Genomic DNA, 20,809 nt, shown 5'->3' with positions numbered 1-20,809 from the left:
CCCCCGGATAGAGAACTCTTCTTATTATCCTTCCCTTTCCACAAGGACAATATTATCGAACCGCAATCAAGAACCAGATTATGAAAAAAGAAGCTGGCGAAATTTCTCCAGCTTCTCCTTTAAGGGCTGTATTAAGATACCTTTTCTTTCTCGCGGTCAAAAGTGTATTCTTCTTCCCAATACTCTGCATTTTTGATGCCGAGCTTCTTGGAGTTGAATACCGGATCGAGCCCCTGCTTCTTTTGCTCTTCATAATCTTTCAAAGCAATTAAAGCCGGTTTGGCCAGAAGGACTATAGCGATCAGGTTCAGCCATACCATCAGCCCCAGACCGACATCACCCAATGCCCATGCTAGCGAAGCTTCTTTAACAGCTCCATAGAAGGTTGCCCCGAGGATGACAATCTTAAGGATAAACATCGGGACTTTGCCATTCCTGCCTCTTAACAGGTAAGCTATATTCGTTTCCGCCATGTAATAGTATGCCATGATGGTAGTGAACGCGAAGAAGAATAACGCTACAGCTACGAATTCCGCTCCAAAACCTGGAATTACAGAGTCCACTGCAGCCTGGGTATATCCAGGGCCAGCTTCAACACCCTTAAGGTTTTCAACGATGAATGAACCGTCAGCACCGACTGTATTGAACATTCCTGTGAACAGGATCATAAAAGCAGTAGCGGAACAAACGAACAAAGTGTCGATATAAACCGAGAATGCCTGGACGAGACCTTGTTTCGCCGGGTGAGATACTTCTGCCGCAGCCGCAGCATGAGGACCAGTACCTTGACCAGCTTCGTTTGAATAAATCCCACGCTTGACACCCCAGGCAATCGCACTTCCAAGAATGCCGCCAAACATGGAATCAGCACCAAAAGCACTTTTAAATATAAGGGCAAAAACTGCAGCGACTTCCGAAATATTCATGCCAATGATGACTAATGCGACTAGGATATAGCCGACAGCCATGAAAGGCACAGTATATTGTGCTACTGTCGCAATTCGTTTTACACCGCCAAAAATGATTAATCCTAATAGTGCGATAACTACTAATCCTGTCACTGACTTGCTTACACCAAAGGCATTTTCGATGCCTATAGCAATTGAATTGGATTGGATACCTGGCATCAATAATGACATAGCCAGAAGAGCTGCAATTGCGAACGCAATGGCAAACCATCTGATTCCTAAACCTTTTTCAATGTAGTAAGCCGGGCCGCCTCGATACAGGCCATCTTGTTTAACCTTATAGATTTGCGCAAGAGTTGATTCAACAAATGCACTGCCTGCGCCGATAAAGGCAATGGTCCACATCCAAAACACAGCACCAGGACCGCCCATCGCAATTGCTGTGGCTGTACCTGCAATATTACCTGTTCCAACGCGGCCAGATAAAGCTATAGATAAGGCCTGGAATGATGAAACGCCAGCATCAGAACTTCTTCCTTTGAACATGAGCATTACCATGTCCTTAATATGCCGCACTTGCAAAAACCTTGTGAGGATCGAGAATAGTAAACCGATTCCTAGAATAATGTAAATCACCGGTGTACTCCACAGAATCCCATTGAGCCATCCAACAAAAGTCTCCAAATAAATCCCCCTTTACTTTTATAAAATTCTTTCTATTTAGAATTATAAATTATCTTTTGCAAATGGACAATTAAAAACTGCTATCTAACAGTCAACATTTTATCTCTCTGTACAAAAACACACCCTTTCAATGCGGTGAAAGGGTGTGTTTTTTCATATTCATCTGCCCTCCCGCATTATTGGAAGGGTACAACAGCGGAAAGATCCTCCTGATTTGATTATTTCCGTAATATCTACCTCTACTACTTCAAACCCTTTGTTCCTTAATTGTTCATTTACAGATTTGTTTACAGGGAGACTAAAGATCCTTTTATTACCTATGCTAAGGACATTGGTTCCAAGCGAAAATTGCTCTTCATCAGATACATCGATTAAATCATATTTCGAGCTGAACAGCTTTATGTCTTCCTCAGTCAGTGCAGGCCGATAAATGAGAGCAACCTCGGGTGAAACCACATTGAAAACGCAGTCCAGGTGAAGGTATTCAGCTTTAAAGGGAATCGCTCGCACCTTAAACTGCGGCAGGATTTCCTGCAAATGGTCTGCTGCATTTTGATTAGTACGGTTACTTAACCCTACATAAATTGTGTCATTATCAATTACGACATCTCCGCCCTCGATCTGGTCGCCAAGCAAATTGTAATATGATATCTCTTCATCCTCGAGCCATTGCTTTAGGACATCCTCTTCACCTTTTCTGATATCACTCGCCATTTCAGCTACGAAAATCGTCTGTCCCAGTGTAAAACCGATGTCCCGCGTGAATACCTGCTCCGGATATTTTTTATGGTAAGGCAGCAATATGACCTCGACGCCATGTTCGTTTAGTGTCTTGACAAATTGATTATGCTGTTCAAGTGCTTTTTCAATATGTATTCCTTCTTCTTCGAAATGCTTTTGAGTTTCATTAATTACTTCACGAATGGTCATATATTGGGGCTGGCACAGAATAACCTTTTTAAGGACATCATATTCATTCATGACAAACCCTTTGTTGTCATGTTCACGGTTCTGCTCCATAAATATTCCTCCTATTTTTCACAGTCCATCATAGGTTTTCCAGTTACTGCTTAAACATTACACTTCAACGTAAAAAGTTAAGTCAGACTTTCTTACACATTTGCTGAAATCAGCTTTAATTTCACTTAGTATGAAAAAAACAATTGATGAAGGAATGAGGGATTTTTGGATGGAAGAACCAACTGCCAGGCAATTAGCCAAGATGATTTTACTCCTTGATCTCTTAAGGGATGAATTATACGAGCAGCTGCTAAATAGAAATGGGATTCAGGGCCAGGTTATCTTAAGAGATTTGCAAAATGGGCATTATTAGGGAGGTTTGGATATGGAACTTCGAACAGCCATTGAAAAGCTTAAAAATCACTATATCAATTTTTTAATCAATTCTGGTTTTAAAGATGAATCAGAAGAAGATCTAAAAAAAATGACCTTCACCGAGCTAAAGAATCTTTGCAAAAATTTCACAAAATAAGAAAATTGTTTACCAAGCGGTGTTTCGTGTGAGAAAATATAACATAAAATAAAATATACAATTAAAAGAGTGGTGATTGTCATGGCAAACGAACCTTCCTATAAAGAAAAAAAGGTTATCACTATTGGGATAGTGAAGGAATTGACCGGCTTATCCGAGAGGCAAATAAGGTACTACGAGGAAAGAAAATTAATTTTCCCAGACAGGACCTCAGGGGGGAGCAGGAGGTATTCATTTGCTGACGTAGAACAATTAGTCGAAATCGCCAATAAAATTGAAGATGGAGTGCAGACCTATGAAATACGGCAGGAAATGATCCGTGAAAAGAAGAAAAACGATGAAGCAGCACATAAAAAGATGATCCAGGGACAGCTGAATGCCCGTTTTGGTATACGAAAATATTAATCTTAAAAAAGCCTCATTTCATGAGGTTTTTTTCATTACCAAAATAACATGTTAGATTTCCTTACGCAATTATAGATACCTTTCAAAATTCATGCGAGAATACGAGTTATATTTTAGTTTTGAAAGGAGATCAGTTTTATGGATACATTATTTTTGATGAACAGTCTTTGGGTCATGGTAGCAGCTGTACTGGTCATTTTAATGCTGGGGGGCTTTATCCTCCTGGAAACAGGTTCAACGAGGATGAAAAATGCTGGTCATATTGCAGGAAAAACCATTTTAACATTCGGGATTTCTTCTCTCGTTTTCTGGGCTGTAGGTTATGGACTCATTTTCGGAGAAGGAAATTCGATCCTTGGTTTTTCTGATTTCTTTTACTCGGGATATGATATTGAGGGTTTAAGCCTTTCCGGATCTGTATTCTTTTTATTTCAACTTGCATTTGCAGGTATCTCCTTGACAATCGCGTTCGGCGGTTTCGCTGAACGGGCAAAATTGTCGGTATATCTCGTTTTTGCACTTTTATTCTCAGTTATAGTTTACCCTTTCATCGCACATTGGATTTGGGGAGGCGGCTGGCTTGCCGAGCACGGCAAACAGGATTTCGCTGGCTCAACGGTAGTACACCTTACAGGGGCAATGGCAGCACTGGCAGCTACTATTTTGCTGAAGCCGCGTATCGGCAAATTCAACAAGGACGGTTCCGCCAATAACATCGAAGGCCATAATCAGGTCTTCACTGCCCTGAGCGTATTACTGCTGTGGGTCGGCTGGTTCGGCTTCAACGCTGGAAGTACTGTTTCAGTTGATAGTGCCTTTTTCGGATTTGTTGCGCTTAATACAAACCTGGCAGCGGCTGCCGGCACGGTCGCGGCGATGCTGATTTCCTGGATTGTTGTCGGAAAGGCGGATGTGCCAATGATGCTGAATGGAGCTCTGGCAGGGCTGGTTGCCATTACCGCTTCGTGTGCATTTGTAGATACCTGGGCAGCTGTAGTCATAGGTTTGGTTGCAGGAATCCTTGTTTTCTACAGTATTCGTTTCTTTGAAAGCCGAAAAATCGATGATCCGATTTTCGCACTCTCTGTTCATGGAGCTGCAGGTGTTTGGGGTACTTTATCGACAGGCTTCTTCGCTACTCCAGAACTGGCCACTGTAGGCAATCCTGGTTTATTCTATGGCGGCGGCATGGAGCAGCTGGGTGTTCAAGCAATGGGTGTAGTTGTTTGCGCAGCTTTTGCTTTCGTAGTTTCATATATTATTTTGTCAATCATGAAGGTTTCCATGAAAGGACTTCGCGTAACCGAAGAGGAAGAGATAATCGGCCTCGACATGAGTGAACATGGCAGCTACGGTTATCCTGAACTTGTGAACTCTTCTTTAGTGAAAAACGGAGAAAAAGTTGACACAGTAAGCTCGAATATAGCATTAAATTCACAGCACCATTCAATTAATTAATGGAGGAATAGAATAAACGGCAGTCCAGCAAGAGGGGCATGCCGTCTTTTCTATTTTTTGCAATTAGAAGGGATGTATCGTTATGGAACGGAACAGCTATGAGCAAATTAACGACTTTCGGTTAAGGGGAATCGCAGTTGCCGATCGTGACAATGAGCAGCTGAATGAATTTCATGACCTGATTTATGGGCAGATTCTTTCACTGGCTTTAGAACGCACGATTAAAGAGCACGGAACCCCTCCCTCACCTTTTGCGTTCTTTGTTATGGGCAGCGCCGGAAGACATGAACAATCAATTTGGAGTGACCAGGACCACGGATTAGTGTTTGAGCACGACACTTCAGAATCAAGAACCTACTTCAGACTTCTAGGGTCTGAAATCTCAAATGGCCTGCATATATGCGGGTATCCCAAATGTCCTGGCGGAGTGATGGCAGAAAATACCCTATGGTGCAAATCCTTAATGGATTGGAAGAAACAGCTCCTCAGTTGGTCAGTGGAAGCTTCCTGGGAAGCAGTCCGATATTTATTGATTTTTGCAGACGCACGGTGCCTTTATGGCCGCGCTTCCCTGCTATCCACTCTAAAAGACGAATTCTTCTCTCATATTGAAACATTCAATTTGATCAATCGTCTCCTGAAAAATACGATGCACGTAAAAAAAGGGATAGGCATATTCGGTCAGCTATTGGTCGAAACTCATGGATTAAATTCCGGCTCTATTAATCTGAAGGATACAGCCTTTTTTCCATATGTGAATTCTGCCCGACTGATGGCTATAAAGGAACGAATTTTAGATACTTCCACTCTCGCAAGACTGACTTCTATCTCCGGGGGAAATTTGACTGCTGAGGAAAGTGAATATTATAAAAGGAAATTTGCCCGCCTCCTTGATTTCCGCTTGCATCATGGCAATCATTTTAATTATGATTCGGGACATTATGTTTCCACAGATAAATTAACAAAGGCCGAACGAAAAGAATTAAAAGAGATTCTGAAAGCCGGTGAACAGCTGTATGCAAAGGTTTGGAGCCAGATAGGAAAGGAAAAATACCATGAGCATGAATAATATAGTCCGTTTCGTCAGGCAAATGACCGGAAGGCTTGGATCAAATATTTATGCAGGCCTTCAGCCACTTGCAAATGCTCACCAGACTTCTTTTATCAGGCAGCTGCAAAAGGAAATGAACGAAAAGAACAGCCTCGATATTCCTTTGGATGAATTAGAGGTTGTAGTATTTGATTTAGAAACAACAGGATTTTTTCCGGAAAAAGGCGACAGAGCCATTTCCATTGGGGCTGTCAAAATGTCCGGCTGCAGCATACTTGAAAAGGAAGAATTCTATTCACTTATTAAATCCGAAACTCAATTACCAGTCCACATAACAAATTTGACTAATATTACGGATGAACAGCTAAAAACGGCTCCTGATCCTTCAGAGGTACTCATGGAATTTTACCGGTTTGCCGGCAGCTCTATCCTCGTTGCGCATCACGCCAAACACGAGCAGTCCTTCATTAAGAAAATGGCCTTGGATTCTTTTCGGATAAGATTCGATCACCGCATTATCGACACATTCTTCCTGTTCCGATTATTCAATCCTGTTTTGAAGCCGCATTCTTTAGATGAACTATGCCATATTTGCGGAATTCAGATCGTGAATCGGCACCATGCATTATACGATGCCAGAATGGCTGCGCAAATTTGGGGGCATTATTTAAAGAAAGCACAGGAACACGGATATAAAAATCTCCGGGAAGTGTATGAGCATCTCTCCAGGATGAGATAGCTTCATGCTTCCCTTTCTTCTTTCATTCTCCTGCATTCATATATCTCAAACCTTTTTATTTTGATTACCGAAAGATAATTGGTACTATTGATTTGGGTGATTGCGGGTATAGTAAAGATATTATTCACGCATTTATTTTTCAATGAAAGAAGATGAAAAAATGACAAACACAAAGACACTAAGCCAAGTTAAATATTCCATTCTGGACTTGTCTCCGATTCTTCAAGGCAGCACAGCCTCTGAAGCTTTAAAAAATACACTGGACTTAGCACAGCACGCAGAAAAATGGGGTTTTAATCGCTATTGGCTGGCTGAGCATCACAATATGCCGGGCATCGCAAGCTCAGCAACATCGGTAGTCATCGGCCATGTCGCCTCTGGGACTTCCTCCATCAGAGTCGGTTCAGGAGGCATCATGCTGCCAAACCACGCCCCTCTTGTGATTGCTGAGCAATTCGGTACGCTGGAGTCCCTCTTCCCCGGGAGGATTGATTTAGGTTTAGGACGTGCTCCAGGGACGGACCAGGTGACTGCATATGCTTTGAGACGCGAACGCCGAAGTGACGGACAGGATTTTCCTGAACAACTGGATGAATTGCGTGCCTATTTCAACCCTGAACTCGATTCCCAATATAGGAGCGTGAGGGCAATTCCTGGTGAAGGGTTGAATGTCCCTATTTGGCTGCTAGGCTCTAGCGGATACAGCGCCCAGCTGGCAGGTCAATTAGGATTGCCATTTTCATTCGCAAGCCATTTTTCACCAGAGAACACATTAGGAGCCCTGAAGCTTTATCGCAGATCATTCAAACCTTCTGAAGTCCTTCAGGAACCATATGCCATGGTTGGTGTAAATGTCATTGCAGCGGAAACGGACGAAGAAGCGAAGTTCCTGGCAACATCGATGGAGCAGCAATTCCTTAACCTGTTCAGGAATAATCCGGGTCCACTTCTTCCCCCAGCCCATAACTTAGGCGATCAGATCAGTGAATATGAAAAAACTCTGTTGGATAGCCGTATCGGATCCTCTATTGTAGGAAGCCCGGAGACCGTTAGAACCAAGCTGAATGAATTCCTTGGGGAAACACAGGCTGATGAAATGATCATAAATGCGCAAATATTTGACCACAAAGCTAGGCTCAGGTCCTATGAAATTGTATCTCAAGTTTTTCAAGGTAAATATTAAGAGAAGGTTATATAATATCTGCCTATCAAGCAAGGAGAAGGGGTACACTGCCCTTCTCCTTTTTATTATCCCCCAGTCTTTTTTCTTTGACCTCGTCAGCCTTCAGCTCCTCATAAACAAAATAACAAAGGACGAGTTTCCCGCCCTGTCCAGTAAGGAGCTCCTATCATATGCTAAAATGACGAAAAAATTTTTAAAGGAGAGATAAGCGTGAGTGATCATCCGAAAAAACCAAATACAATTCCTAACAGCCTCATTGATCTATTTGTGACTGACCTTTTACAAAAGAACGGAATCTCTAAAAAGGATGTAAAAGAAAAGCTTACTGACGAGAAGAAACAAGCAATCAAGGCACTGGTTGAAGATTTGAGCAAACAAGTTGATTCTTTTATAAACAGCAGCAATTCTAATCAGGGTCCCGGATCAAAAAAATAGACTTTACCCCAGACACCCTCTAAGCGGGTGTCTATTTTTTATAAAATAGACTCTATTTAGGGAATATACACAAGCTATTGAGAGTCATGTTTAATAAGATATTCCATACTAGATTAAAAGGAGTGAAAATAATGTCAAACTATTATCACGATTATCACAAGCCGCATTCAGGAAAAAGCTGCAAGAAGAAGGCGGATGTAGAGCAGGAGGCAGTACAGCTGGAGTACACAGAACAGGATTCCAATGAACTGATCTGGGTCAAGGATTCCTGCAATATTAAAGTTCATACCAGCGATACTCAAGCAGCCGTTTCGCTTCAGGTGGCACTGCAGTTAGCTATCGCATTAGTGATCAGCGTAACAATCGGTGACTCTGAGCAAGGCCAATACGTTGCACAGCAGCTAACACAGGAAATTGGCACTGAGCAGACAAACACGCAAAAAATCATCATCAACAACTCTAAAGATGTCAATGTTACGACAACTGACACTGATGTTTCAGTTAACGTCCAGGCTTTACTGCAAGTATTGGTTGCTCTAGTTGCCGAATTGGACATTTTCTAAACTATTAATCTAGGAAGAGGTGAAAAAAATGGGTCAAGAAAAAAAATGGAGAGCATTGGATCATTGTGATACAGGCAAGGGCAAAGATGCTGAAGTAACACAAGAAGCAGATCAGGTAGCAGTTACAAAGCAGCAGTCTTTCGAGTGGATTATTATCAAGGATTCAGAGTGTGTTGACGTGCACACTACAGACACTCAGGCAGCAGTATCTCTTCAGGTCGGTCTTCAGGCTGCAATTGCAGCGGTCATCAGCATCACTATCGGCGATTCAGACCGCGGAAATGCTGTAGTCAATGAGATTAAACAGGTAATCAAGACTAGGCAGCGAAACACACAAAAGACAATCATTGAAGGATCAAGACATGTAGAAGTCAAAACAACGGATACGGATATCGCAGTAAACATCCAGGCACTTCTGCAAATCCTGGTAACTCTGGTTGCCAAATTGGATATTGGATGATCATGAAACTCAAAACAGCCTGCAGGCTTTATTTGCCTGCAGGCTGTTTTTTATTGTTTCACTTGTCAGCATACATGAACCTCAGCATAGCTGCCGCAGCAAGCCTGCTGGTAATATCCCGGAAATCCTTGGACGGATCGATTTCGACAATGTCCATTGCAATCACTTTTTTATGCTTAGCAGCCGCAGTAATGCCAGCCAGCAGTTCTCTGCTCGTTATTCCTCCTGGCCCTATGGCAGGACATCCCGGCGCAAAAGCCTGGTCGACTACATCCATATCGACGGAAAGATAAATGACATCTACTATTTTAGACAAACGGCTGATTTCCTTTTCTATAATCGGAACAATTCCTTCTCTTTCGACATCTGCCATATGATAGACGGTAATTCCCCTATCCTGGGTATAGTCATGGTATTCCTTCGCATTTGCATAATCCCGTATCCCTACCTGGACCAAGTGTTCACCTTTCAAGAATCCTCCTTCAATAAGGCTTCTGAATGGAGTTCCATTTGTCCTGCCGCCATCAACCAGGTTCCTGACATCATGATGAGCATCCCATTGGATTACTCCTATTTCGCCATAGCTTTCCTGAAAGGCACGGATAGAGGGAAAACTTACACCGTGATCGCCGCCTAGCATGATGTATCTCCCGCTGGATCCAGAATCGATCATCTCTTTTACACTAGTATGAATCCGGCTTATCGATTCCTCCATATCTGTTGGATGGGTCATCACATCTCCATAATCGACGATATTTAAGTCGTGATAATCTTTATTTCTCTCACCTGAGAATGTTGTGAACCCGTTTAAGCATGCCCTGATGGTTTTTGGCGCATCAGAAGCCTGAGACAGCGATATCGAGGTTTTCGATAACGGCAGTCCAATCACCCCAACATCTGCCTTAGTTCCTCCTGTATAAGGAAAAAGGCATTCATTTACCTTTGTGACATACTGATCCTTAAAAACAGCCGTTTTACCGGGTTGAAGATAGCTGAATTTCACCATAAGGCATTCTCTCCCAAAGTTTGTTTCCATTTAAAAATACAGTTTCCGCATGATTGACTCCATAATGGTAAGGAATGTATCTATAATTTGGAACATCCCAAATGACAAAATCAGCTTTCCTTCCAATTTCCAGCGATCCCGCTTCCCTTGCCCTTCCAATGGAATGGGCCGCATTTACGGTAACGGCATTCCAGATTTCCTCCGCTGACATTTTCAGCTTAAGGGCTGCAAGCGACATAATCATTTGCAGGTTTTCTGTGACACAGCTTCCAGGATTGAAATCGGTAGCCAATGCAACCGCCGCACCTTCATCTATCATTTTCCTTGCCCTGGCGTAATGGTCCTTCCCTAAATAAAAGGTGGTGCCTGGGAGGAGCACAGCAACTGTATCTTTTTCGCTTAATAACTCAATCCCCTTATCCGAGGCAGCAACAAGATGGTCGGCACTTGCCGCTCCCAAAGTGGCTGCAAGCTCAGTCCCTCCGAGCGGGTCGATTTCATCTGCGTGGATCTTTAAACCAAACCCCATGTCCTTAGCCTTTTGCAAAAAGGCTTTTGACTGTTCAATCGTGAAGACACCAGTCTCACAAAAAATATCGACGAATTCAGCCAGTTCCTGTTCCTTTATTTCATCGAACATATCTGACATTAATGTAAGAAACTCATCTTCTTTTCCCTTAAAAGAAGGCGGGACAGCATGTGCACCGAGAAAGGTTGAAACGATGCTGACAGGGTATTTCTCTTTCAAACGCTTCACAACTCGTAATTGTTTCAATTCCGTTTCCGGGTCAAGCCCATAACCGCTCTTTGCTTCGAGTGTGGTCACACCATAGGAAATCATCCTCTCCAGATGAAAGGAAGCTTTCTCAAAAAGTTCTTCTTCGGAAGCTCTTTGGGTAGCGTTCACTGTTGATAATATGCCGCCTCCTTGCGCCAGGATATCAAGATAAGGAACGCCCGCTTGTTTTAAGGAAAGTTCATGCTCGCGGGATCCGCCAAAAACAAGATGGGTATGGGGATCAACAAGACCAGGCGAAACTACTTTCCCTTTTGCATTGAATCGTTCCGAAGCGTTTAAGCTGGCAGCCTCTGAATCAGATCCTATCCAGGCGACTTTCCCTTCACTTATCGCAAATGCTCCGTGTTCGATTATGTTTAGCTGTTTCATCTCGTCGCCCTTTAACGGCTTATCAGACGCCTTTGGCAAGATTAGCTGTCCTATATTGTATACAAGCAAATCATATTTCAATTCAGCTCCACCCTTTCTGTATTTAGTTGATTCGGTGGGAAACATGGGAATTTTTTTAGTTTTATAAATTCTGAGTTTGTTACTTTAAGGAAGCATCGGGATGTCGACGCCTTTTACTTTGGCAGTCTCGATTGCTTTTTCATATCCTGCGTCTGCATGGCGGGCCACGCCCATACCAGGATCTGTTGTAAGGACTCTTCTAAGCCGCTCCTCTGCCAGGTCTGTTCCATCCGCAACTACAACCATTCCTGCATGCAAAGAATACCCCATCCCAACTCCGCCGCCATGGTGGACGGAAATCCAAGAGCCTCCAGCTGCCACATTTACAAGGGCATTCAGTATTGCCCAGTCACCCACCGCGTCACTCCCATCCTTCATAGCTTCAGTTTCGCGGTTCGGAGAGGCGACTGAACCGCTATCAAGATGGTCGCGGCCAATGACGATAGGCGCTTTTAATTCACCCTTGCGAACAAGTTCGTTTATGGCAAGACCCATCTTTACACGTTCGCCATATCCAAGCCAGCAAATGCGGGCCGGAAGTCCCTGGAATGCAACTTTTTCCTGTGCCATAGCAATCCAGCGCTGTAACGCTTCATTTTCCGGGAAAAGCTCCTTGATCAGCTCATCTGTTCGATGGATGTCAGACGGATCCCCGGACAGAGCTGCCCAGCGGAAAGGGCCTTTTCCTTCACAGAACAGCGGGCGGATATATGCTGGCACAAATCCCGGAAAATCAAATGCATGTTCCTCTCCATTGTCTTTGGCAACCTGGCGGATGTTATTCCCGTAATCGAAAGCAACGGCACCTCTGCGCTGGAATTCAAGTATCGCCGCTACATGTTTCGTCATAGAGGATGAGGATTGCTTAACATATTCCTTAGGGTCTTCCTTGCGCAATTTATCCGCTCCTTCTAAGGTCAGCCCAACAGGAATATATCCATTCAGGGGATCATGTGCTGATGTCTGGTCTGTTACGATTTCCACCTTGAATTTCCTTTGCAGCAGTTCAAGATGTACTTCAGCTGCGTTACCGACCAAACCAATCGACAATGGCTCTCCCTTGAGTTTAGCATCAGTTGCCCATTCCATAGCCTCATCGATGGAATGTGTTATCCTATCACAATAGCGAGTATCAATACGTTTCTGAATCCGCTCAGGATCAATTTCAACTGCGATACAGACACCGCCATTCATGGTGACAGCAAGCGGCTGGGCGCCGCCCATGCCTCCAAGTCCTGCTGTTAAGGTTATTGTGTTTTTCAATGTACCGCCAAAATGCTGTCTTGCTACCTCGGCGAAGGTTTCATATGTTCCCTGCAAAATCCCCTGTGAACCAATATAAATCCAGCTTCCTGCCGTCATTTGGCCATACATCATCAAGCCCTTTTTGTCCAGATCATGGAAATGATCCCAATTGGCCCATTTTGGAACAAGTACAGAGTTCGATAATAATACTCGCGGAGCTGCTTTATGCGTTTTAAAAACAGCTACCGGCTTGCCAGACTGGATAAGCATTGTTTCATCGTTTTCCAATCTGCGCAAAGTATCTACAATCGCGTCAAATGCTTCCCAATTTCGCGCAGCTCTGCCGATGCCGCCATATACAACTAGATCTTCTGGCCTTTCTGCAACCTCAGGGTCAAGATTGTTATAAAGCATCCTTAATGCAGCTTCCTGCTCCCAGCCTTTGCACTCCAGTTCCAGTCCCTTTTTCGCCCTGATATTCCTTTTCGCTTCGATTGCCATAATCCCAGCTCCTTGATTTTTTTGATTTTCGGTATTGCAGATAACCTTCTTTAGCAAGATTTATATCAAAATGACCTAAGCTTCATCTTTTTTATTTAATGAACTAGATTGTAATTATCATTGATCATAGCTGTCCATTGCCTGTTATTTTTTTTTAGCCAATCTGCCAGCCTTTCAATATCTTCGGAAAAGATACGGTCTTCAGTTATGGAAGGAACTATTTTTCTTGCATCCTCATAGAAGGCTCTCGTTTTCGGAGCCATTTTATCGATTCCGCGTATTTGAACAGCCTGGAGAGCGCAGATACATTCAATCGCCAGCACACGCCTAACATTTCGGATGATGCTGTAGGCATGACGGGAAGCGATTGTCCCCATACTCACATGGTCCTCCTGATTTGCTGATGAAGGGATCGAATCCACGCTTGCAGGATGAGCCAGTGTCTTGTTCTCCGAGACGAGGGAAGCAGCACTATATTGCATGATCATCGCCCCTGACTGCAATCCAGGCTGAGGGCTCAGGAAAGCCGGCAGATCATTCAACTGGGGGTTCACTAACCTTTCAATCCTCCGCTCTGAGATACTGGCGAATTCTGCTACCGCAATCTTCATGAAATCCATCGCAATCGCAATCGGTTGTCCATGGAAATTCCCGCCTGATATCACAGTTTCTCCTCCATCAAAAATCAATGGATTGTCAGTTGCGGCATTCATTTCTATTTCAAGCTTTTCTTTTACATAATCAAGCGCTTGCCAGGAAGCACCGTGTACCTGCGGAATACATCTGAGAGAATAGGCATCCTGGACTCTTTTTTCACCCTGTTTCGTGATCAGCTTGCTGCCTTCAAGCAAATCCCTCATCCGTTCTGCTACGTCCATCTGCTGCTTGTAGCCTCGCGCCTGATGAATTGCCGGATGGAAAGCGTCAATGACACCTTCAAGCCCTTCCATTGTCAGCGCAGCAATCCATTCAGATTGATATGCCAGGTCATTGGCTTCAAGCCAGTTCACTACACCCATTGCCGTCATCGCCTGAGTTCCGTTTATTAAAGCAAGACCTTCCTTAGCCTGCAAAACGACAGGCTCCAACCCTTCCTGCTTATATGCTTTTGCTGTAGGGATCACTTCTCCTTTATAAAAAACTTTTCCCTCCCCAAGAAGAACGAGTGCCAAATGGGAAAGCGGAGCAAGGTCACCTGAAGCACCAAGAGATCCCTGCTGCGGAACCACTGGATGGATATTCAGGTTAATCAAATCCGCAAGCCTTTTGACAATCACTGGCCGCACTCCCGAAAAGCCTTTAATAAGTGCGTTCAGGCGAAGCAGGACCATTGCCCGTGAAACAACTTCAGGGAAGGGTTCACCAACTCCACAGGCATGAGAGCGAATTAAATTCAGTTGCAGAGCATTTACATCCTGTTCGTCAATCACTACATCACTAAATTTGCCGAATCCGGTATTTATTCCATAAATCGTACGTTTTTCTGCAACGATTCTTTCAACTGCCGCCCTGCTATCTTCCACCTTGCGCATGCTGTCTGGACTGATGGCGACAATTTCGCCATGAAAGCAGATTTGCTTGATTTCCTCTAGTGTTAATGAAGCCCCTGTTAATACAACCATTGACACTAACCTCCCGTTAATTTTAAAAATAAAAAGGAGACGACAATGGCATGCAAAACCATCATCGCCTCCTAATGACTTGTATACTATAGGCAATGTACAATTATATGTGATTGATTCCTAACCCTACGGTTTCGTGCTCCGATCCTTTCACTGGGGCACCAATGGTTCCATAAAAAGCGACAGCAATCCATTCCCCTTCGCTTTTATCAGCAAATGGAGTCCCGCGGACAACGGCAAAACGAAGGCCGACTGTCCTGCTCATCTCACCGATCGCAAGATGCCCTCTTGTGACACCTTCCATCCCCTCCATGATCGCATGGTAAAGGGCATGTGTTTCTCTGTATAAATGAGGATGTATGAGCCCGTTGCGTTTGGCCGCAGTTTCAACTGCTGAAATCACCTTCTGCATATTCATCGAACCAACCTTGCCTGTGCAATGGCTGATTTCTGTTAATGCCGGATTAATGAGTCTCATTTCTTCTTCTGTCAGCGAAGCCAGCAGAATTGCAGTTTTTCCAATGGCTAGTTTAGTGCTCATGACAAACCTCAATTTCTGAATTTTTACTATTAACTAATAACTTAACTTAAGTGTATGCTCCCGTACTATCCTCTGTCAACAGATTTGGCAAATTTTAGTATTCTAATATAGCAGTACACTGCCAAGCTAAAGTGTTTTAAAGGATGGTTTGTTTCAAAAATCATACGAACAGGAAATCATTATTCATAAAGTTGTATTTTAAAAATAGGTGCTTACCCTAAAAAAATGCAGTATAGAACTCTCATTAAACCACTCTCTCCCTCTGAACGTCTTACAGCGCCATTTTATAAGACATTCACAACACTTTTCTCCCTCTGAATGTCTTTAAGAACCCTTATTTAAGACATTCACAACAATCACCTATCTCTGAATGTCTTATAGAACTCTTGTATAAGTACCTTCACAATGACTTTCATCTTTAATTGTCCTTTATCCCATGTATCAGAAAATACGGCTCTACAAAAATCGATCAAAATTCAAATTAAAAAAAACGCCAAAAGAGGCGTTTTTCCAATTTATTTCTTTTCAATTTGTTCTGACAGCTCAAAAAGCAAGCTGTAAACCAGGCTGTACGCGCCGCCTATGGTCATGTTCTCCTGGTAGCCATCTAAATTATTCAAAGCAAAATTCAGGCTCCAGATCCCTTCATTACCATCAAACATCAAATCGAATTCAGCACCCTGAAGATTTTCCGATAAATAGGCCTTGAGTGCCTCTCCATATTTCTTTTGAAACTTGAGTCCCAGCATGACATCAAAGGTACCGAATACATCATCCGCTTCGAAACTGACAGCATCGACATTTACGAATCCCCACCATTCTGATTCAAGGTACATGAATTCGTTTTTGTGAAGCTTAAAATAGTCTATTGGCTTCTTTAAAAATTCCGCTGATTCTTCACCTAGGAACTCCTCTGTTTCTTTATCTCCTCTTTCAATATATGCACCCTCGAACCTTTTCTGTGGTTCAGCAATGGTAATTTCCTGCTTATTTTTATTGAGGAGATTGTGCTCTTCTGCATAATCTTTTTCTTCTCTATATAATTCAAGATTAGTATTGGCTTCTGCCTCTTTAAGTTTCTCATTTATATATTGTTCAACTTGTTTTTTCAGCATAATGCTTGTCCCTCCTTAATGATCCATCCACTTAATTTTGAATGTTCTTTTTATAAATAGCAAATTTTCTTGTGGCTCTTCCCAAAAAATCCGAAAGATTTTCCGCTTCTCTAGTCACATCCCCATACAAAACAAAGCTTTTCCCCATATTCTGTTAATACATCACCAATCTATAGGGAAGGAGATGCTAAGATGGAGTATCATTATTTCCGTGAACGTGATCATGACAAGGACCATAAGCGCGAATACAAAGACCATAAAGACCGTGATTATGGCCACGAGCATAAGTATGAAGATGACGACCATGACTGCGGGTGCAGAAAGGAGAAAGATGAAAAAGACTTTCACAGCTGTGTATGCAGCAAAGTCCGGGCAATCAATGATGCCCAAGAGGAAGTAAAGCAAAGGAACCATGGCTGTGATGTCAGCTGCGAAAGGTCCATTAAAGAACTGCTTAACCAGACAAAGCATTCTGAGTTTGACACAATCCCGTTTAAGTTATTATGCGGCTGCAAGGGAGATTGCGAAACCTTTGTCGGTACAGGCGTCATCAAGATGAACGGATGTTTTTATGATATTAAGTCTGCTTTTTTCCGTGTAAGCAAGTTTGTTAAGGGATCCAGTTGCTGCGCAATTTTGGAGCTTTTATGCCCAGAGCGCTGCGAAGGAAAGCATAATGGAATAGAAGGCTTCATACGGACAGGTGCCTGCTTTGAAGTCAACCTGAAAGACTTTGTAGGTATCACATGCTTCCCGCCTGTAAAAGCACATAAAATGGATCCTAGAAAAATCCTTTGTTCTGGCAAAAAGCATTGAAGCAGAATGTAAAAACAATTTATCGGTCCAATAATTACAAAGAGATTTAGAGCCCCGCATAATTGGCTGCGGGGTTCTATTGTTGTCTATCAATCATTCCGCACTTGTCCCGAATTCTCTCATTTTTTTTCGTGGAGTAAAAAATATGTGATTGCCCTCTATCATTCGTCTATGCCGTTAGCCTTGTACTGGCATATAAAATAGTAAGTCAAAAGAAAGAAACGGAAATTTTCTGTTTCTTACTGCTTTTGATTATCAAAAAAAGGAGTGAACATTATGAAGAAAAACACAGGTTGCAATTCGTATCATGGCTGCCCGCCTCAGCTTTCTTGCGATGAAGCCAAAACGATCCGGGTAGACTGCGATAGTGATTCCTTCTATCCGCAAGGCAACTATCTAAAATATCCAGTTGCTGATATTCCAGTTGCACTATCCGAAGTAGAACTTCAGGTAGAAGTGGAAGCTGACATCAAACTTCCGACTGCAGCACGTGAAATCAAGCATATGCGCAGGAATGTTTCCCTGACGCAGTGCAAAGCAATCCGTTCAGCAATGGATTACAAAAAGGTTAAACTCTATATCACTGGTGTTGTACACAAGAATATCCAGTATGTAGAGCAATGCAGCGGCATGCTTAAGGACTACAGCGTAGATGTTCCGTTCACATGCAGCCAGGCTGTATATGTACACAACTACCCAGATTACGAGCACCTAAGCCAGAAAAACACAGTTTACGAAAGAAGATTCGTAGACAAGAAGGGCCATGGAGCAGATAACTGTACGTCTGGTGCATTCACGTATGAATATTACAATGAACCAATCGAGTGTAAACTTCTGGCTTCTTTCGTCAACGATCTAGATCTTTACAAGGACTTCGACAACTGGGGAAGATTCAGTCGCATCACTGAAAAAATGGAAGTTGGCTTATTCTTCAAACTGCTTCAGACTCAACAGGTTAACCTGGGGTATTGCTATGGCGGCAAGGAAGAAGAATCATGTGAATCAGGTTACAAGATGGAAGAACCTAAAAGCATGAAAGCAAGAATGTCTGAATTAATGAAGCGTCATGAAGGCTAATAATTCGAAGGGTGACTCGTATGAGGCACCCTTTTACATACAAAAATATTTGAATGCAGGGTTTTAATGCCCTAATATCCTGCTAAGATCAAGATTTTGTTTCTGATACAGGTCGATGTCCATTCTGGCAGTTCCCTGCACCAAAACCCGGTCATGGTTGATAAATTGTTCATTCCATACGGCATGCAGGCTCGAAAGATTAAAGGTTATCTTTTCAACAAGACTTTCACAGAATTCTCTGTGGTAAGCAGGATCATCTCCATATGGTGTCGTATACATATATTCTTTACTGTTTTTCCAGGAGAGCTCTGGTTTTTGAATCCAATCGATGTCTACTATTTTTTTCCATGGTATATGCAGCTTCACTGAATGCATTGTGCCGCAATCATTTGTGCTCACATAATCAATATTCAAGAGCAGAATTCCTTTTGTGAACAGCTTTGAAGATGGGATCAACGCTTCTACATCAATAGAGTGAAGTGTGCACTCAACCTTATCTACAGACGAAAGGGGCCTGGATAATGCAAATGTATCGAAGATATCAATTTCTAAATCCACAGTGGCCAGGTGTACCGGGAGCCTGACCTTTGTATTGGCAACATTATAATCCTTGCCAAGGTATGCTGCTGGAGCAAAATCAATATCTTCCGGATCAGCCTGATGAAGCTCGACGGATTCATAGGATTCCACATTATCGGATTCCTCGGTGTACTCTTCAGATTCATCATCTTCAAGACTTTCCAGAAATAGCTCGTCATCTTCATTTTCATCATCAAATGCAGACCATATTAGTTCGGAAGATTCCTCATCCTCTAGCATGGTGGGCCTTTCCTCATTTTCCTGGCTCTCTAACATCACTTGCTCATCGGACTCTTCAGGGGATTCGAGTTCACCACTTGATTCCAGAATGTCTGTTGATTCATCTTCAAATGAATCTGAGGCAGTGAATCTGGCGGAAGAAGGTTTTTCTTCGACACTTTTAATTACAGGAGGAGCAAGAATCAACGGCATAGCAGTTCCTTTTCCTCGTGGCCTCTGCAGCTGGCTGCCTCTTTGTGAATTGCCAGTACTTAAGTCATGATCTATTTCTTCAAAAACTTTTTCCATCTCGGCATCACTCAATGGCTGGCTATTTTCAGGTCCTCTGCCTCTCCAGTCACCATAAAAAGGGTTCCTGTCTTGAAATGTCCTATTTTCATTTGCCATTTTCAATGGAAGGTGCTTCTGTTAGTGCATCCTTTCCCTACCCTCCTTTCCTATAAATGATTATTGAATCATGATTCACCCTAAAGGCTCTTAAATGCAGAAAGGGGCTTATACTACTGATCGCTTAGTATAATCCCCGCCATTTTATAATTTAGGTTATTCTGACTCATCAAAGTAATCTGGATCATTTGTTGCGGAAGAAACGCGGATTTGCTGATTTTGCAAGACACGAACTTTGAAGTCGATGACCATTTTTTCCTCGATTGTCTGGAAATAGCCCTCATCAATCGGTGAAGATGTCGGCAGCGGCTGACGGTCGATCGCTTCATCCCACTCAATGATTTGGCTGGAAACCAATTCACAGAAAGGAAGTTCATTATAGTGCTGGCTGCTCTCCTGGTGGAATTGAGATAAATCGCTTGTCAGCAATTCGTCCTTTTCCGGAAACCCAGTTGGCAATGGTTTCGAAACAAAGAAATCGAATTCTTTGCGATTATTGACTTGTGGTTTTACTGGAGGGGACAGGAATTTTTTGATTTCCGTTACCACCTGAAATGGAATATCCACTGTGAAAGAATGCAGGTCAGATGCTACTGATGATGATGTAGAAGCCTGGATATCCTGGCTAGGGCTGGCATACTGAATGTTTTTCCTTACAAAACCTTTAATGAATAATTTATCTGTTGGCAGCAGCAAACGGCATTGAGTTAACTTGATTCTTTTCTTTACATCCTTAATTTCCAATACCGGCTCTGGAAAATTGATCATTGTATCAAGATTTACTTGAAGGGTCAACTCGGCTAGAACAACAGGAACTTTTGTTACGACCTTCCCTAAGCTCACATGCGGGTGATGATGATGCGGCTTGCAATCGAAATGGTCATTGGAAGGCTTGCACTCATAATCTGGTTTATTTTTATCTTTTTCAAACATACATGGCTCCTCCTTAAACTCTCCGTAGAGTGAAGATGCTCTATCCTATGCACTTTCAATTTTTGGGTCTAGGCATTTGCCCTTATGCAAGAGCGGAATTAAGGGCAAGTACCCACGTTA

The 20,809-nt window shown here is 42.9% G+C and carries 22 protein-coding genes; 12 read left to right on the top strand and 10 right to left on the bottom strand.

Going from position 1 to position 20,809, the window contains the following annotated elements:
- Positions 1 to 131: 131 nt before the first annotated feature.
- Complete coding sequence (locus AC3EBE_RS16925) at positions 132 to 1,592, bottom strand: alanine/glycine:cation symporter family protein (protein ID WP_488596218.1); 1,461 nt, start codon at positions 1,590 to 1,592, stop codon at positions 132 to 134.
- 159 nt (positions 1,593 to 1,751) lie between these two features.
- On the bottom strand, positions 1,752 to 2,612 hold the full coding sequence (locus AC3EBE_RS16920) for a dimethylarginine dimethylaminohydrolase family protein (RefSeq protein ID WP_488596217.1): 861 nt from the start codon (positions 2,610 to 2,612) through the stop codon (positions 1,752 to 1,754).
- Positions 2,613 to 2,781: 169 nt separating this feature from the next.
- Here AC3EBE_RS16920 and AC3EBE_RS16915 point away from each other — a divergent pair, with 169 nt between their 5' ends.
- From AC3EBE_RS16915 to AC3EBE_RS16870, 10 genes are all read left to right on the top strand, one after another.
- Complete coding sequence (locus AC3EBE_RS16915) at positions 2,782 to 2,925, top strand: hypothetical protein (RefSeq protein WP_488596216.1); 144 nt, start codon at positions 2,782 to 2,784, stop codon at positions 2,923 to 2,925.
- Positions 2,926 to 2,937: 12 nt separating this feature from the next.
- Positions 2,938 to 3,084 (top strand): Fur-regulated basic protein FbpA, encoded by a 147-nt coding sequence (fbpA, locus tag AC3EBE_RS16910; RefSeq protein WP_488596215.1) that lies wholly within the window; start codon positions 2,938 to 2,940, stop codon positions 3,082 to 3,084.
- Between the two features lie 81 nt (positions 3,085 to 3,165).
- Positions 3,166 to 3,489, top strand: coding sequence for a MerR family transcriptional regulator (locus tag AC3EBE_RS16905; RefSeq protein WP_488596214.1), 324 nt, complete (start codon positions 3,166 to 3,168; stop codon positions 3,487 to 3,489).
- Between the two features lie 138 nt (positions 3,490 to 3,627).
- On the top strand, positions 3,628 to 4,947 hold the full coding sequence (locus AC3EBE_RS16900; protein WP_488596213.1) for an ammonium transporter: 1,320 nt from the start codon (positions 3,628 to 3,630) through the stop codon (positions 4,945 to 4,947).
- A gap of 82 nt (positions 4,948 to 5,029) precedes the next feature.
- Positions 5,030 to 6,016 carry a DUF294 nucleotidyltransferase-like domain-containing protein gene (locus tag AC3EBE_RS16895; RefSeq protein ID WP_488596212.1) on the top strand — a complete coding sequence of 329 codons (987 nt, stop codon included), beginning with the start codon at positions 5,030 to 5,032 and terminating at the stop codon, positions 6,014 to 6,016.
- Positions 6,003 to 6,737, top strand: coding sequence for an exonuclease domain-containing protein (locus AC3EBE_RS16890; RefSeq protein WP_488596211.1), 735 nt, complete (start codon positions 6,003 to 6,005; stop codon positions 6,735 to 6,737). The genes AC3EBE_RS16895 and AC3EBE_RS16890 overlap by 14 nt, the downstream gene beginning before the upstream one ends.
- Before the next feature lie 160 nt (positions 6,738 to 6,897).
- Entirely contained in the window at positions 6,898 to 7,920 is a 1,023-nt protein-coding gene (locus AC3EBE_RS16885) for an LLM class flavin-dependent oxidoreductase (protein ID WP_488596210.1), read from the top strand.
- Positions 7,921 to 8,130: 210 nt separating this feature from the next.
- On the top strand, positions 8,131 to 8,355 hold the full coding sequence (locus tag AC3EBE_RS16880; protein WP_488596209.1) for a spore coat protein: 225 nt from the start codon (positions 8,131 to 8,133) through the stop codon (positions 8,353 to 8,355).
- Positions 8,356 to 8,486: 131 nt separating this feature from the next.
- Positions 8,487 to 8,918 (top strand): spore coat protein, encoded by a 432-nt coding sequence (locus AC3EBE_RS16875; RefSeq protein WP_488596208.1) that lies wholly within the window; start codon positions 8,487 to 8,489, stop codon positions 8,916 to 8,918.
- Between the two features lie 28 nt (positions 8,919 to 8,946).
- A complete protein-coding gene (locus tag AC3EBE_RS16870; RefSeq protein WP_488596207.1) occupies positions 8,947 to 9,378 on the top strand; it encodes a spore coat protein in 432 nt (143 codons plus the stop codon).
- Positions 9,379 to 9,436: 58 nt separating this feature from the next.
- On the opposite strand, the gene hutG is transcribed toward AC3EBE_RS16870, so the two are convergent.
- The 6 genes from hutG to AC3EBE_RS16840 form a co-directional block, all read right to left on the bottom strand.
- Positions 9,437 to 10,384 carry a formimidoylglutamase gene (gene hutG / locus AC3EBE_RS16865; RefSeq protein WP_488596206.1) on the bottom strand — a complete coding sequence of 316 codons (948 nt, stop codon included), beginning with the start codon at positions 10,382 to 10,384 and terminating at the stop codon, positions 9,437 to 9,439.
- Positions 10,353 to 11,633 (bottom strand): imidazolonepropionase, encoded by a 1,281-nt coding sequence (gene hutI, locus AC3EBE_RS16860; protein WP_488596205.1) that lies wholly within the window; start codon positions 11,631 to 11,633, stop codon positions 10,353 to 10,355. Before hutI ends, hutG begins: the two co-directional genes overlap by 32 nt.
- Before the next feature lie 84 nt (positions 11,634 to 11,717).
- Entirely contained in the window at positions 11,718 to 13,379 is a 1,662-nt protein-coding gene (gene hutU / locus AC3EBE_RS16855; RefSeq protein WP_488596204.1) for a urocanate hydratase, read from the bottom strand.
- A gap of 95 nt (positions 13,380 to 13,474) precedes the next feature.
- Positions 13,475 to 15,001, bottom strand: coding sequence for a histidine ammonia-lyase (gene hutH / locus AC3EBE_RS16850; protein WP_488596203.1), 1,527 nt, complete (start codon positions 14,999 to 15,001; stop codon positions 13,475 to 13,477).
- A gap of 103 nt (positions 15,002 to 15,104) precedes the next feature.
- Positions 15,105 to 15,542, bottom strand: coding sequence for a histidine utilization transcription antiterminator HutP (hutP, locus tag AC3EBE_RS16845; RefSeq protein ID WP_488596202.1), 438 nt, complete (start codon positions 15,540 to 15,542; stop codon positions 15,105 to 15,107).
- A gap of 515 nt (positions 15,543 to 16,057) precedes the next feature.
- A complete protein-coding gene (locus AC3EBE_RS16840) occupies positions 16,058 to 16,657 on the bottom strand; it encodes a branched-chain amino acid aminotransferase (RefSeq protein WP_488596201.1) in 600 nt (199 codons plus the stop codon).
- Between the two features lie 192 nt (positions 16,658 to 16,849).
- On the opposite strand from AC3EBE_RS16840, the gene AC3EBE_RS16835 reads away from it, so the two are divergent.
- Positions 16,850 to 17,473, top strand: a complete 624-nt coding sequence (locus tag AC3EBE_RS16835) for a CotY/CotZ family spore coat protein (RefSeq protein WP_488596200.1) — start codon at positions 16,850 to 16,852, stop codon at positions 17,471 to 17,473.
- A gap of 276 nt (positions 17,474 to 17,749) precedes the next feature.
- On the top strand, positions 17,750 to 18,550 hold the full coding sequence (locus AC3EBE_RS16830) for a CsxC family protein (protein WP_488596199.1): 801 nt from the start codon (positions 17,750 to 17,752) through the stop codon (positions 18,548 to 18,550).
- Positions 18,551 to 18,613: 63 nt separating this feature from the next.
- Here AC3EBE_RS16830 and AC3EBE_RS16825 read toward each other — a convergent pair whose 3' ends face one another.
- Together AC3EBE_RS16825 and AC3EBE_RS16820 are read right to left on the bottom strand one after the other, a co-directional pair.
- A complete protein-coding gene (locus tag AC3EBE_RS16825; protein WP_488596198.1) occupies positions 18,614 to 19,762 on the bottom strand; it encodes a hypothetical protein in 1,149 nt (382 codons plus the stop codon).
- 150 nt (positions 19,763 to 19,912) lie between these two features.
- On the bottom strand, positions 19,913 to 20,689 hold the full coding sequence (locus AC3EBE_RS16820; protein ID WP_488596197.1) for a CsxC family protein: 777 nt from the start codon (positions 20,687 to 20,689) through the stop codon (positions 19,913 to 19,915).
- Between the last annotated feature and the right edge of the window lie 120 nt (positions 20,690 to 20,809).

Source organism: Mesobacillus sp. (assembly GCF_057785455.1).
Note: the sequence above shows the minus strand (reverse complement) of the source record. Positions and strands in the feature narration are given on the sequence as shown.